The sequence below is a fragment of the Limosilactobacillus avistercoris genome (assembly GCF_014836425.1).
In the GTDB taxonomy this organism is placed as follows: Bacteria; Bacillota; Bacilli; order Lactobacillales; family Lactobacillaceae; genus Limosilactobacillus; species Limosilactobacillus agrestimuris.
This window is the reverse complement of sequence record NZ_JACSQW010000008.1, coordinates 24,434-38,021: the sequence shown is the minus strand read 5'-3', so window position 1 is coordinate 38,021 and position 13,588 is coordinate 24,434. Positions and strand designations below refer to the sequence as shown.

Annotated in this window: 12 protein-coding genes and 1 other annotated feature; all 12 genes read right to left on the bottom strand. The window is 39.1% G+C overall.

Annotated features, from left to right (window positions below; translation table 11 throughout):
- Window positions 1-6: 6 nt before the first annotated feature.
- Entirely contained in the window at window positions 7-1,260 is a 1,254-nt protein-coding gene (gene yfmF / locus H9564_RS04235) for an EF-P 5-aminopentanol modification-associated protein YfmF (RefSeq protein ID WP_191684275.1), read from the bottom strand.
- A 177-nt stretch (window positions 1,261-1,437) separates the two neighbouring features.
- A complete protein-coding gene (locus H9564_RS04230) occupies window positions 1,438-2,280 on the bottom strand; it encodes an amino acid ABC transporter substrate-binding protein (RefSeq protein WP_191684274.1) in 843 nt (280 codons plus the stop codon).
- Window positions 2,281-2,298: 18 nt separating this feature from the next.
- Complete coding sequence (locus H9564_RS04225; RefSeq protein WP_191684273.1) at window positions 2,299-2,946, bottom strand: amino acid ABC transporter ATP-binding protein; 648 nt, start codon at window positions 2,944-2,946, stop codon at window positions 2,299-2,301.
- A gap of 13 nt (window positions 2,947-2,959) precedes the next feature.
- Window positions 2,960-3,607, bottom strand: a complete 648-nt coding sequence (locus tag H9564_RS04220) for an amino acid ABC transporter permease (protein ID WP_191684272.1) — start codon at window positions 3,605-3,607, stop codon at window positions 2,960-2,962.
- A 179-nt stretch (window positions 3,608-3,786) separates the two neighbouring features.
- Window positions 3,787-4,018, bottom strand: a binding site (T-box leader).
- A gap of 37 nt (window positions 4,019-4,055) precedes the next feature.
- Window positions 4,056-4,601: a rod shape-determining protein MreD gene (mreD, locus tag H9564_RS04215; protein ID WP_191684271.1), complete on the bottom strand. Its 546-nt coding sequence runs from the start codon at window positions 4,599-4,601 to the stop codon at window positions 4,056-4,058.
- A 13-nt stretch (window positions 4,602-4,614) separates the two neighbouring features.
- Entirely contained in the window at window positions 4,615-5,463 is an 849-nt protein-coding gene (gene mreC, locus H9564_RS04210; protein ID WP_191684270.1) for a rod shape-determining protein MreC, read from the bottom strand.
- 81 nt (window positions 5,464-5,544) lie between these two features.
- The gene (locus H9564_RS04205; protein WP_318241072.1) at window positions 5,545-6,549 is read right to left on the bottom strand and encodes a rod shape-determining protein; all 1,005 of its coding nucleotides are present in this window, start codon (window positions 6,547-6,549) and stop codon (window positions 5,545-5,547) included.
- Between the two features lie 140 nt (window positions 6,550-6,689).
- Window positions 6,690-7,328, bottom strand: coding sequence for a JAB domain-containing protein (locus H9564_RS04200; RefSeq protein ID WP_191684268.1), 639 nt, complete (start codon window positions 7,326-7,328; stop codon window positions 6,690-6,692).
- 65 nt (window positions 7,329-7,393) lie between these two features.
- Complete coding sequence (locus H9564_RS04195) at window positions 7,394-8,704, bottom strand: bifunctional folylpolyglutamate synthase/dihydrofolate synthase (protein WP_191684267.1); 1,311 nt, start codon at window positions 8,702-8,704, stop codon at window positions 7,394-7,396.
- A 147-nt stretch (window positions 8,705-8,851) separates the two neighbouring features.
- Window positions 8,852-10,069, bottom strand: a complete 1,218-nt coding sequence (locus H9564_RS04190) for an NAD(P)/FAD-dependent oxidoreductase (protein WP_191684266.1) — start codon at window positions 10,067-10,069, stop codon at window positions 8,852-8,854.
- Window positions 10,070-10,128: 59 nt separating this feature from the next.
- Window positions 10,129-11,868 carry a thiol reductant ABC exporter subunit CydC gene (gene cydC, locus H9564_RS04185; protein WP_191684321.1) on the bottom strand — a complete coding sequence of 580 codons (1,740 nt, stop codon included), beginning with the start codon at window positions 11,866-11,868 and terminating at the stop codon, window positions 10,129-10,131.
- Window positions 11,868-13,586 carry a thiol reductant ABC exporter subunit CydD gene (gene cydD, locus H9564_RS04180; protein WP_191684265.1) on the bottom strand — a complete coding sequence of 573 codons (1,719 nt, stop codon included), beginning with the start codon at window positions 13,584-13,586 and terminating at the stop codon, window positions 11,868-11,870. The genes cydC and cydD overlap by 1 nt, the downstream gene beginning before the upstream one ends.
- Between the last annotated feature and the right edge of the window lie 2 nt (window positions 13,587-13,588).

Here is a 13,588-nt window from a genome sequence, read left to right as displayed (position 1 = left end):
ATAGTTTTATTTCTCACCACTCAATAAATAGCTTGCTTGTAGTTTAATCATTGATGCAACCTTTGTCACATCATCTTTGGTCACCCGGTTAATTTGCTGTGCAAAATCAGTTTGCTCTGGTAACGAAAGTAACTGGTTAACCAAGTGATGCTCTAATATGTTATTTGCTAAATCAAAGCCGGCATAATGCTGATTAATCAATGCGTCTTGAACCTCACGCATTACCTCTGCAGTAAAATTCCCTGCTTGCAGTTCGGCTACCTGCTCCTGAATCATTTCTAGAGTAGTTTGATAATCGGCTGGTTGAATGCCAGTTTGCACATTAATTAATCCAGAAAAAGGAGCTAGGCGACTAGAAGCATAGTAGGCTAGACCAGCTTTTTCCCGAACATTAGTAAAGAGCTTTGAATATGGAGTTCCTCCAAAAAGGCCATTAAAAACTAAGGCAGCCGGGTATAGCGGATCACGATAATAAATCGGTAGATTATACCCTAAATCTAGCTTAGCCTGACTAACCCGTTGCTGCTCTCTTTTATTAAACACACCTTCATGAGGCTCTTGAAAATAAAAGGTTGTTTCCGGAAGCAATGGATCTCGATCACCAAATGGTAATTGACAAATTGCTGAACATACCCTTTCTGGTTCAACATTTCCCAGAACGAATATATCCACTTTATCTTGATTAATCATCTTTTCATATGTCTGGACCAAGCTTGCTGGAGTACAGTAATCAAGATCAGAAATTCTTCCAAAGCTCGGTACCTGCATAACTGAATCAGAATTATAATACAACTTTAATAACTGCTGGTTAGCATAAAATTGCTTATCATCGTACAACGCCTTGATTGAACTAGTAAGGTTATTTACCTGAAGACGGAACGTTGGACTATCAAATTCTCCATCATCGATTAACGGATGAAATAGTATTTGATTAATTAATTCAGTTACCTGTATAAATAAATCTTTTTGCGCCAAGTGATTATTGATAAAACTTGACCGTAAGCGAACGGTATGCAAACGTCCAACTCGACCAACCCCAAGCGAAGCAAATGCACCATACAACTTAGCCATTTGCCGAGCAAGGGCAGTTTGCGTCGGGTAAAGATGGGTGCTTGTTTCTAATAGGTTAGCAAGGAGGTTCCTTGCTGTGGCATTCGTAGTTGTCTGTGGTGTCGCAAAGTCAATTAAGATATGGGTCATCTTAAACTGCTCTGTCGGAATAACATGAAGATCGACACCTTTAGCAAGACGATAATCCACTGATATATCTCCCTTCCCCAATGTCATTAACTATATCTCGAAATTAAATCATACTGATTAATGATACTTTATCCCGTGCTAAATTACAAACTCTGGTGAAAATTAAATTCTTATATACAAAGAAATGACTCTTGGCACCCTTAAAAATGCCAGGAGTCATTTTTATAATTAAATTTTTTAATCCGCACCTAGGTAATTACTATTAGTACCAAACCACTTCTGATTAATTTTTCTTAACTCACCATTTTTCTGTAGTCGTCCTAAACCAGCGTTAATCTTTTGTCGCAAGGTCTTATCGCCTTTCCGCATTCCGACAGCATAGTATTCAACTGGAAGGGCCTTACTTGTATAGGTTCGATATGAAGAACTATCCTTTTGGTGCTTAATATAGTAATCAGCATAAACTTGATCCATTAAGATTCCTTGAATTCGGTTAGCATTTAAATCGATGAAGGCATCCGGAAAAGTATCATAAAGAATTGGCTTCTTATTCTTAATTAAATCCTTCAGAACTTTTGGCCGTTCATCCAACGCTGTTAATCCTGTTGAACCATTTTGAACCCCTAAAGATTTTTCCTTCATATCAGCAAAATTCAGAATATTAGAAGCTTTTTTTGTGACCAAAACTTGCTCATTCTTTAAGTACGGCCGGCTAAACGTAACTTTTTTTCGGCGACTAGCGTTAATTGAGTAACCATTCCACAGCAAGTCGATTGTCCCGTTCTTCAACTCTGTTTCCTTCATTGACCAATCAATAGGTTGGAAGTCAGCCTTTATTCCGTATTGCTTAAAAACAGCTCGTGCTAAATCAACATCATACCCAACAAGTTTACCGTTCTTTTGCCGAAAGCCCATTGGAACAAAACTATCATCTAACCCAATTACAACACGCTTTCGTTTTTCAATCCGGTTCCAAGTATCCTGAGTATTTGCCCGTTGAGTAACGCTTTGACAACCACTGAGAACAAGAGCAGGAGCGACTAAAATCAGGAGCACCAGCCAATATCTAATTTTTCGCATAGCAAGCACCTCCCATTTTTAATCTTGACTCTGATCAATCGGGTTAACCTTTAACAATTCGTCAGCAATTTCTTCAGCAAAATCAAAATCGTGAGTAACTACTAATTGAGTTACACCACTCTTCTTTAGTGAAAGAATGATGTTTGCAACGTCTTGACGAAGATTTGGATCAAGCGCTGATGTTGGTTCATCATAGCAAAGGATCTTCGGCTTCATCGCTAAAGCACGTGCAATTGCCACCCGCTGTTTTTGTCCCCCAGACAATTGCCAAGGATAAAGATTTTCTTTCGTTGATAGCCCTAACTTGGCCAATAATTCTTGAGCATTCTTCGTGGCTTCATCTTTTGACTGCTTAAGAACCATCGTTGGCGCTAAGGTAATGTTTTCCATTACTGATAGGTTAGGAAAAAGGTTAAAGTCTTGGAAAACAACCCCAATTACTCGGTCAGATGCGCCAGTTCCTGAAGGATCAAACGGTTTGCCATCCATTAGGAATTCACCACTATCAGGAGTATCTAATCCAGTAATACAACGGAGCAAAGTTGTTTTTCCTGCTCCTGAAGGACCAACAATGCAAAGGATTTCATCATCTTTAACGGTCAAGTTAACATCATCGAGAATTACCCGATCGCCAAAACTTTTCTTCAGATTTTTAACTTCTAACATCGGCTATTCCTCCTTACTTAAAATATGAATAACGTTTTTCAACTTGACGTAAGATTAACGTACAAATACCAACAAGAATTAGGTAAATTAACCCAACAAGGAGAAGTGGAATAAGAGTTACGTCTCGAGAGGTAGCAATATTTCCTGCCCGAAGAAGATCACCAAGTCCAATCACGTAAACAAGTGAAGAATCCTTTACCAAGTTAATAACTTCATTTCCAATCGAAGGAATAACGATTTTAACAACCTGAGGGATGATAATTTTTCGAACCGTTTGCCAATAATTCAACCGCAATACCTTAGCAGCTTCGTATTGACCAACACTGACGGATTGAAAACCACCACGGAAAATTTCAGCGAAGTAGGCCGCATAGTTAAGAATAAACGCTACAAGTGCTGCATCGTACCGCTCAAATACAATTCCAACAATTGGTAGTCCATAAAAAACAAAAATCAATTGTAAAAGTAACGGTGTTCCCCGCATTAACCAAACATAAATTTCAAGGATCCACTTAAGGGGTTTTATTTTTGAAGTCAGCCCTAGACTTACAATAATTCCTAAGGGGATTGAAATAATCAGTGTCCAAAAAAAGATCTGTAATGTTAATCCAGCCCCCTGAATAAGTGAAGGCAAGATTTGTGATACGTAATTAAGCGACATTTTAAAACCTCCTTGAATTAAAAAACGTTAAACAAAAAATCCTCTTAAGCTAATTAATTAGCCTAAGAGGACGAGCAAGTCGTGGTTCCACCTCATTTTATAATTACCTCACAGTAATTACCTCATGAGTTTAACTAATTTACTGTAGAAAAAAGAAAACGCCCTCACAGTCTTTCGACTATGAGGGCGTTTTACGCGGTTCCACCTCATGTTGTTACTTTCTCACAAAAGTAACCTCAGTAAGTTCATTAATTAAACTCCGCGCTGTAACGGGCTACCCCGGATCTGCCTACTTAATTCAACAGATCAACTTGCAGATGTGATTCAAGAACACTAACCCGTTCGCTTCCCATCATCACGAACTCTCTGAAGAGCTAGTTAATTCTTTACTAGTCTGTTCTTCGCTTTTTGATATTGTCATGTATCCTACACTTGATAATTCACTTTGTCAATCCCTTTTAGGATTTTTTTGCTTCAAAGCCCATGTATAAATTGATTGAATTGGCCAATAAAGAATTACAAAGTAAACCAGATTAACAGCAAGTGTTGGCGCTAAAGTATACACAAGATAGTCCCCAACATTCATATGAGTAATTCCTACTAGTAAGTATGCCCAGTATGTTAATGTTACAAAAACTACAATATCAATAAAGAATATCATAATAACCGTCAAAAACGATTGATCAAAATATCTTGATAGAATCTTCGTAAGCTCAACAATTAGCGGAAAGAGGAAGATATCTAACCCCAAAATACCGGTAAAGTAAACATCAAATACAATTCCCGCAAGTGCTGCAAAGGGAATTAATGGAATTTCAATATCTTCTTCAAAGTAGTACGAAAACACTAGCCAAAGTAAAACTAACTCACTCATCATTGAATAAGGATAGCTAAAGAAAAACTTTGCCCAAACACTACTTAAAGAGCCATCTAAAAATAATGAGATAAATAACCCTAGCGGAAATATATACTTTAATCGCGATAATCTATACATCCAATCACCTCGATTAAGCAGGTTCCGCAACGGTCACAATATTAACGTCATTCATATTAGCAGCGGGCTTAATGTATACCTTTTGGGCTAACCCGTAGTCGTCTTTCCCAATCCGAGTTACACGACCAACATAGAGGCCCCTTGGTATTACACCTCCCATACCACTCGTCATTACCTTTGTACCCTTCTTCAACTTAGCTTTGGAACTAACTTGTCCCACAATTAATTCGCCCGTTGAAGCATTATAGTCGGTAATGAGTCCATTAACAGTTTGACCATTTGAACCATCAATGGTGATGGCAAAGCGGTTTGCTGACTCACTAGTATTACTTAATAGTTCAACCTTACTATTAGTCTTATTTACTTCACTGATTCGACCAATCAAACCACTACCACTCATTACGGGCATGTTTTTCTTGATCCCGTTAGATTGACCCTTATTAATTACCAGTTGCTTTTGCCATGAAGATGGTGTTCTCATCATTACTGAAGCAGTAATCGTATTGTAATCAGTTAATGACTTATTAAGCTTTAATTCTTGCTTAAGCTCTTTATTTTCCTTTGCTAAAGTCTGATCGCGGACCTTGGTTTGAGCTAATTCAGTTACCTGTTGCTTTAGTTCCCGGTTTTCAGAATACGTATCCATTAGTTGACCAACAGAACTAAAGCCACCCTGAACTGCATTTACTGGGATAGCAACTACACTATCTACAAAACCAACAATGTCATTACCAAATTGCTGAATTAGCGGTGGTGTATTCCGACGATTACGCATCGAAACTGACCCAGCCATCAAACCAAAACAAGCAATTAGAATTAGCACAAGGATAACAAGCCGTCGATTGGAAAAAAACTTGCGCATTTTATTCCTCCAGCATTTTTACTAAAAAGAAAGGACTGGACAAAACAAATCGTTTTGCGACCAGCCCCATCCCGTTACTTATTACTTCTTTTTCATTACGTCGATACTCTTTAATGATTCACCAGTACCAGTTGCAACACAGTCCAGTGGATCGTTTGCAATAAATACTGGAACCTTAGTAGCATCAGCAATCACGTTAGGAAGGTGCTTCAATAGTGCACCACCACCTGTAAGGACGATTCCGTGATCAATAACATCGGCTGCAATTTCTGGAGAAGTTTCTTCCAATGTTCCCTTAATTGCATCGATAATTGAATTAACAACGTCTTGTAGAGCAATGGAAACATCCTTTGCAGAAACCTCCATTGTTTTTGGTAGTCCCGTAACAAGGTCACGACCACGAACCTCGGTTGAACCCATTTCAGCGGCTGCATCGACCGAAGCAGAACCAATATCCCACTTAATCTTTTCAGCTGTTCTCTCACCGATTAACAAGTTCATGTTTTGGCGAACATATTGTGCAATTGCATCATTCATTTCATCCCCAGCCATTCGAATTGAACGACTAGAAACAATCCCACCTAAGGAAATGGTTGCCACATCGGTAGTTCCACCACCAATATCAACAACCATACTACCGGTTGGATCCATTACTGGAAGGCCTGCACCGATCGCAGCAGCAAATGGTTCTTCAATAACGTAAGCGTCACGGGCACCTGCAACACGAGTAGCATCAATTACGGCCCGCTTCTCAACTTCAGTAATTCCACTTGGGACACATACCATTACGTAAGGCTTTCCGTTAGAATTCCCCAAAGCCTTTTCGATATAGTACTTCATCATTGCAACAGTAGTGTCGTAATCAGCAATTACTCCGTCCTTCATTGGTCGAATAGCTGTAATGCTACCCGGAGTCCGGCCGATCATATCACGAGCATCTTTACCTACAGAGATGACTTCATTGGTTTTGGTATTACGAGCAACAACTGATGGTTCACGCAATACAATTCCCTTGCCTTCAACATACACAATGGTGTTTGCTGTTCCGAGGTCGATGCCAATATTTTTGGTTCCGATTCCTAGCAATCTGCTTCTTCCCTTCATCTAGTAAATTATTTTTTATCTAATATCGAGCATATTATACCATAGCAAACGCCATATACGAACTTTAATATACATAATATATTACTAGAGAAGACTAATTCTTTGATAAATTAAGGATTTCTTTAATTTTTCGTTTCGTCATTTTTTTGAAAAGCTTGATTTTCACGCCAACTATAATAATTATCCTGGGCAACAATTAGAAAGTCGAGAAAGGTTAATCCTAACATTCGGCAACCCTTTTCTAACCGTTTAATCATTGCACGATCAGCCGATGAGGGTTCAACACTTCCGGAGGGATGGTTATGAACAACTGCAATCCCACTAGCAGACTGAATTAATGCCCGCCGAAAAATCTGATCAGGATAAACATTGCATTCGCTAAGGCCACCGATAAACATTTGCTTGATGTCGATAATATCGTTATGGATGTCAGTTCCAACTAAATATAAACTTTCCTGACTCTCACCGCTTAATCGATCCATCATTTCGGTACTCAATAATTGACTAGAGTAGGCATGACCAAACAAACAAGCCTTACTTCGAACAACCAATTCTCCTAATTCTAATGCTGCTAAAAGAATTTCCATTTGTTCTCCCTCTTCAAGAAGTTCTTTCTTTTCATCAATTGTCATATTTTTCACGGCAAGGGGTGTGGGAAAGCTTTTAATAAATTGGTGAAAAAGGGCATTTCCTTTCTCACTACCATCAATTAAAATTCTTGCGACAAGTTCAAGATATTGAGTCGATTCTGCTGAAAACATAAATAAAAAATCTCCTTTTTCCGTTCTATATATATAAAACGGAAAAAAAGAAGATTTGCATTATTTTATTTTAAAATTTTTCTGACTTCCGAAATAAAGTAGAGTGATCCCGTGATAATCATCACATCGTCAGCTCCTAATTCTTGAGATAATTTAATAAAACCACTTTGCCAATTTTCGGCAATTTGAATTGGGTATTTTGTCTTAAACTCACCAATAACACTGGTCAGGTCAGCACTTGGTCGCTTGGGACCCGGACCTGCAAAGTTAGTCACCATTAAATGAACATTTGCTAGACTGGCTAATTCCCCAAGCATCAGTTCATACTGCTTATCAGCTAATATTGCAACAAGAATATAAACATTACGATCACTAAAATCATCCCGAATCGATTTTACTAATTCCTGAATTCCGGGAAGGTTATGTGCACCATCAAGCATTACTAGTGGCTCATCAATTACAGTTTCCATCCGTCCCGGCCACCATGTTGTTGCTAATCCCTTTTTTAAGTCTACTGCATTCACCGGAATTCCTAATTTATTCAGTACTACTTGAACTGTCGTTATTGCAATTGCGGCGTTTCCTACCTGGTAATCTCCGGCTAAATTAAGTTTCTCCCGAAAATGGTGTAATTCTCCACCATCATACTCAATCTCTGCATTCATTGCATGCCGATTAAGCTTTCTTGTCGAAAACTCCTTTCCCAGTTCATAAATCTGGGCTTTTTTCTCTGCTGCCTCTTTAACAATAACTTCATGTGCTGATAAGGGGAGATAACCAATCACTACGGGAACATTTTTCTTAATAATTCCAGCCTTTTGGTGGGCGATCTTAGCTAACGTATTACCGAGGTACTTCATGTGATCCCAGCCAATCGTTGTGATTACGCTTACCAATGGTGTAATCACATTCGTTGAATCATATAGACCGCCAATTCCTACTTCAAGCAATACTAAGTCCGGTTTCTTTTCAGCAAAGTAGCAAAACATAATGGCTGTATCAATCTCAAATTCAGTAGGGCCTCCCGTGGGTATCTCTTGGTCTAATTGATGAACAACTGGCTCGACCTTTTTTGCCAACCTCGTTAAATCAGTATCGCTTATTGGCTCTGCGTTAAAAGCAATCCGTTCGTTAAAACGAGTTATGAAAGGTGACGTAAAACTCCCCACATTTAATCCGGTCGCCATCAACATTGATCTCATCATCGCTACTGTTGAACCCTTACCATTAGTTCCAGTAACATGAATGTATTGCAATCCCCTTTGCGGATTTCCCAAGCGGTCTAAAAAAAGTCGCATCCGGTCTAATGTTGGAATCTTTTTAAACTTTGTCCGGCCATGAATAAAATTCAACGCATCGGTATAAGATTCAATCATCCTGTTTTCCCCCATCATCAATTTAGAAATTAATACAGATTATTAATACAACATCTTACCATAATTTAAACCATAAATGGATCGCTAACCTTAGGGATTTCTCCCTATAGCGATCCATTTATAGTTCTATTGATAATTTAAAAGATTCTAGTGGTATAAATCAAAACGTCCCTTGGCAAATAGTTCTTTAAGCCCACCTACTTCTAAAAGCGACCGGTTGGCAATCATCTTCTTCATAAATGAACCAGGGTAACCCTTTACTTCGTGTCCCATAGCTACCCCAAAGCCACGCGTATTACCAACTGAAGCCACGGTTCCAAGTGACTTGTATGAATATGGTTCACTTAACCGCTGACCCTTCTTAATCCGGTCAGCAATGTCATCAGCAACATAATCAGCCATCGAAAGAGCCAGTTGTGCTGTAGTTGGGTATGGACGAGGAGAACCAGGTGCCATTACTGCAGCCACATCTCCGATAATGTAAAGATCATCATGATCTGGATCATTCAAGTGATCGGTAACAACAACCCGACCCCGACGTTCATTAAAACCAGATTCTGCCATTACAGGACTACCACTAACACCAGTTGTCCAAATGATAGTTCCCGCAGTCATTGATTCATCACCATTACCACGACCATGTTGATAAATAACTGTACTTGGCTTAATCCGTGAAATTAAGCAACTTGTGTAAAGGTGAACCCCAAGCTTCTTAACAAGGTTAACTCCGTAATCAGCCAGATCCTGATTAAACATTGGCAAAAGTCGTTCTGAAGCTTCAATAAGAGAAATTTGAATATCCTCAGGCTTGACACCCGCAATTTGTGCGTACCGTGGTCGTGCATCAACTAATGCACCAGCTAATTCAATTCCAGTAAAACCAGCACCACAGACAATGATCTTCAAATCATCAGGATTCTTGGTAATCTTATAATCCTTCATTTTATCAATAATATGGCTATGAATCTCTAAAGACTCTTTAACATTAGTCATCTGAAGAGCATTTTCTTTTGCTCCTTCAATGCCGAATGTTTCAGAAGTAAAGCCAAGACCAACAACACAGTAGTCATAGTCTAATGGTTGTTCACGATGAGCTAACTCAACAGTCTTGTCGTCAGGATTAATCTTAACAACCTCATCATGAATAAAAGTAGTTACCTTAGAATTAATCAAATCACTAACTTGGTATGAAATCTTTGCAGGTGGAACATTCCCAGCGGCAACTTCATGAAGATCAGTAGCTTCATAGTGATAAGTATTCCGGTCAACTAAAACAATCCGTCCTTCACCCTTCAATTTCTTTTGAAGGAGAACAACCGTTTTTAGGCCCGCATATCCGGCACCCAGTACAACAATCTTCTTCATAAATAATTCATCCCCTATTAACTATTAGTATAGAACATCTTTTATAAATTACTCTACTTTTACAACCCTTGATCTGCTTTTTTTAATTTTCGATAACGGGAGTTTGTTTCCCATAATTTCTGTGGTGTCCCACTCATTGTTATTTTACCATTTTCAAGAAAAATAACACGATCCATCGCATCAATTCCCTGCAAATGATGAGTAATCCAAATAAGTGTTTTCCCAGCTAATTCATTCATAAAAGTATCAATCACCTGTTGCTCAGTTAATGGATCAAGCCCAACTGTCGGCTCATCCAGAATCACAATTGGAACATCCTTCAGTAGAATTCGGGCTAACGATAACCGGTGACGTTCACCACCAGAAAAGATTAATCCTGCTTCACCAATCTTTGTGTTTAACCCATCTGGTAACTGACGAATTTTTTCTTCAAGGCCAACCCGTTTTAAGACATCCCAGACATCTTCCTCCGTAGCATCTTCATTTCCTAAACGAATATTGTTCAAAACGGTGGTATTGAATAAGTAAGGTGACTGGTGAACAACACCAATATAGTCAGCAATGTGATCACCAAACTTATCCGTAGGTACACCATTAATTGTTATTTGTCCCTTTATTGGGTGGAGATCGCCACGAGTCAAACTTGCCAGGGTGCTTTTTCCGGCTCCACTTCGACCAAGAATAGCTAATTTTTCTCCCGGCTTAATGGTTAAGTTTAAGTTATCCAAGATTAGCTTTTTAGATGATGAATACCTAAAGCTAACATCGTCTACTTTAATTTGATATGGTGCTTCAATTTGCGGAACTTGCTTATTTGCCTTAATTGGTTCTGGAAGTTTATTAAGGCGCACTAGTGAATCGGTATAAACATTCGTTTGTTGGGCAGCTGCCGGAAGGCCAACGAGTGCCTCATCAAGTGGAAATACACACAAAACAAAGGCAGCAATCCAATTAGCACCCCAATGACCACCAAATCGATATGACGCCCAAGCGATCAAAGAGATAATAACCAAAAGGATCATCATTTGAAGAACAAAGTCACGGAAATTATTAAAACGGTGCATTGACTTTTGGGAACTAAGGAGCTTCTCCTCATCGCTATCATGCCGCCTGATATACTTACCAGAATTTCCGGAAAGTACCCAGTCGGTAATTCCCATTACATTATCAGTCAGATCAGAATATAGTCGGTTAGTTGCCTGTTTTTCCTGCTCTTGACGAGCACCATTAACCAAGATCGACCATACTGGAATTCCAAAAATAATTAAGCCAAACAAGACTAACATTAATAATCCCATCCACGGCGTTAGAACACCAAGACCAATTACAATAATTAGGTACAGTCCACATGCGACCAGCATTGGAAAAATTGTTCGTAAATATAAATTTTGAATATGGGCAACATCTTCAGAAAGGAGACCTAGAATATCACCAATCCGATACTTACTATTAAAAAATACCGCGTCCTTTTCAAGTGAGTCATAAAGCTTTTTCCGAAACATTGACGTCATCTTAAAAACCCAGTTATGACTAGTAAGACGTTCAGCATAGTGAAATACAGGACGGAAGATCCCAAATGCCCGCGTTAAAACAATTGGAACGTAAACCAGCAAAATGTTAAACGGCATCGTCGCACACCTACTAATTAGGTATCCAGCCGTAAACATTAGCCCTCCGGCACAGACAAACGTTAAAATCCCTAACGAAATTGCTAATGCTAGTGTCCAGCGATACTTTCGCAAAAAGGGGCGAACCCAGCGATCGTTGCGGAGGGCTTTTAGTAATGGAATCTTATTCATCATTCTCCCTCCTTTGAACGATCAAAAACGAGATCTGTAAAGTAGCCTGGCTTATCCATTAATTGATCGTATGTTCCTTGTTCAATAACCTGACCATGTTTCATCACTACAATATAATCCATTTGCTTCATCCAATGAAGACGGTGAGTGGCAAATAAGACTAAGTGATTTTTCATAATTGGAATCATTCGTTCTTTTAGTTCCAACTCGGTTTCAATATCCAAATGGGCGGTTGGCTCATCTAAAATTAGGACTCGCCGGGATTGGTCCAAGAAGGCTCGCGCAAGAGCAATTCGTTGAGCCTGACCACCACTTAATTGGCGATGTCCCTTACCGATCATTGTATCCAACCCATTAGGTAATTCAGCAACTAACGAACCAAGCCCCATCATTTCAACCGCTTTTTCAATTTGTACTTGGCTAACGTCCGGCGTATAGAAACTGATATTATTTCTCAACGTATCATCAAAGATATACGGATCCTGCGGAATATAGATAATCTGTTTTTGCCAGTCCTCAATATTTAGGGTTTTTACATTTTGCCCTTGAATCTTGATCGTTCCGGCCGTTGGTTGAAGGAAGCCACCAAGAAGGTTAATCAAGGTAGTTTTCCCTGCACCACTCATTCCAACAATCCCGACTTTTTGAAAGCCATGAAGTCTTAAGTTTACTGGCGCCAAACGACTACCATGTTGATATTGAAATTCAACTTTATCAAGTTCCAATTGACTACTGTCCTGCCACTGTTTGATATCAACGTGGGGTTCAGGAGGCACTTCTTCATGTAAAATCTTTTCAACCGCATGAAAAGAATTTTTACCATTCAAGGTAGCATGGTAATCATTAGCAAAATTACGAATTGGCATAAAATATTCTGGAGCTAAGATCAAGATCCCAAGAGCTGGAAATAATAATAGCCGACCATCTATCAACCTTAAGCCAAGGAAAACAGCAAGAACCGCAATCGATAAGGTCGTGAAAAAGTCAAGTGCAAAGGTAGATAACATTGCTACACGGATAACGCTCATCGTTGACTTCCGAAAACGTTCACTTGAGCGAAAAATGCTCTTAGAATAGCGTTTACTCAAACCAAAATATTTCAAAGTATCAATTCCCCGCAATGAATCAATAAAATGGTTTGAAAGGACTTGAAAACTTGCGTATTGCCGATCCGCCTTCGCCTTGGCTGCATAACCAAGAATAATCATAAATAGAATGATTAACGGATAAACAAGGAGCATCACAACTCCCGATATCCAGTCTAACCAAAAGCAAACCACTAGGAGCATTACCGGAATAATCATCATACTGACAAACTTACTAAAAAGCAGGTTAATATAATTTTCCACTTCAGATATCCCATCTAAAGTTAGAGTGACAATATTACCGGTTCCTTGTTGTTGAACTAATCGAGGGCCAAGCTTAAATAACTTGGCTAATAACTGTTGTCGTAGTTCTTGTGCGGTTTTCCGGGCATAATTATCAAGTAATACCGTATCAAGCCAATTAATAACGTGTCGACCAATAAAACAACCAACAAACCCTAGCAGCCAGCCCCACTCACTTACTAAGGGGTGACCAGCCCAAAGGTTTGTTAAAAGTGATGCTAAAGAAATCGCTTGACCAATGATAAGAAAAGCTTGCAGGACGTAAACCCCTACAAGCTTTACCATGATCTGCTTGCTCCCCTTCAGCGTGAAGAGTAGTCGATCAATCATAA

Excerpts from the sequence above, each read along its gene's own strand:
- mreD (WP_191684271.1), bottom strand. The coding sequence starts at position 4,601 with ATGTATAGATTATCGCGATTAAAGTATATATTTCCGCTAGGGTTATTT.
- H9564_RS04190 (WP_191684266.1), bottom strand. The coding sequence starts at position 10,069 with ATGAAGAAGATTGTTGTACTGGGTGCCGGATATGCGGGCCTAAAAACG.
- H9564_RS04230 (WP_191684274.1), bottom strand. The coding sequence starts at position 2,280 with ATGCGAAAAATTAGATATTGGCTGGTGCTCCTGATTTTAGTCGCTCCT.
- H9564_RS04195 (WP_191684267.1), bottom strand. The coding sequence starts at position 8,704 with ATGATTGAATCTTATACCGATGCGTTGAATTTTATTCATGGCCGGACA.
- cydD (WP_191684265.1), bottom strand. The coding sequence starts at position 13,586 with ATGATTGATCGACTACTCTTCACGCTGAAGGGGAGCAAGCAGATCATG.
- H9564_RS04225 (WP_191684273.1), bottom strand. The coding sequence starts at position 2,946 with ATGTTAGAAGTTAAAAATCTGAAGAAAAGTTTTGGCGATCGGGTAATT.
- cydC (WP_191684321.1), bottom strand. The coding sequence starts at position 11,868 with ATGAATAAGATTCCATTACTAAAAGCCCTCCGCAACGATCGCTGGGTT.
- H9564_RS04200 (WP_191684268.1), bottom strand. The coding sequence starts at position 7,328 with ATGTTTTCAGCAGAATCGACTCAATATCTTGAACTTGTCGCAAGAATT.
- mreC (WP_191684270.1), bottom strand. The coding sequence starts at position 5,463 with ATGCGCAAGTTTTTTTCCAATCGACGGCTTGTTATCCTTGTGCTAATT.
- H9564_RS04220 (WP_191684272.1), bottom strand. The coding sequence starts at position 3,607 with ATGTCGCTTAATTACGTATCACAAATCTTGCCTTCACTTATTCAGGGG.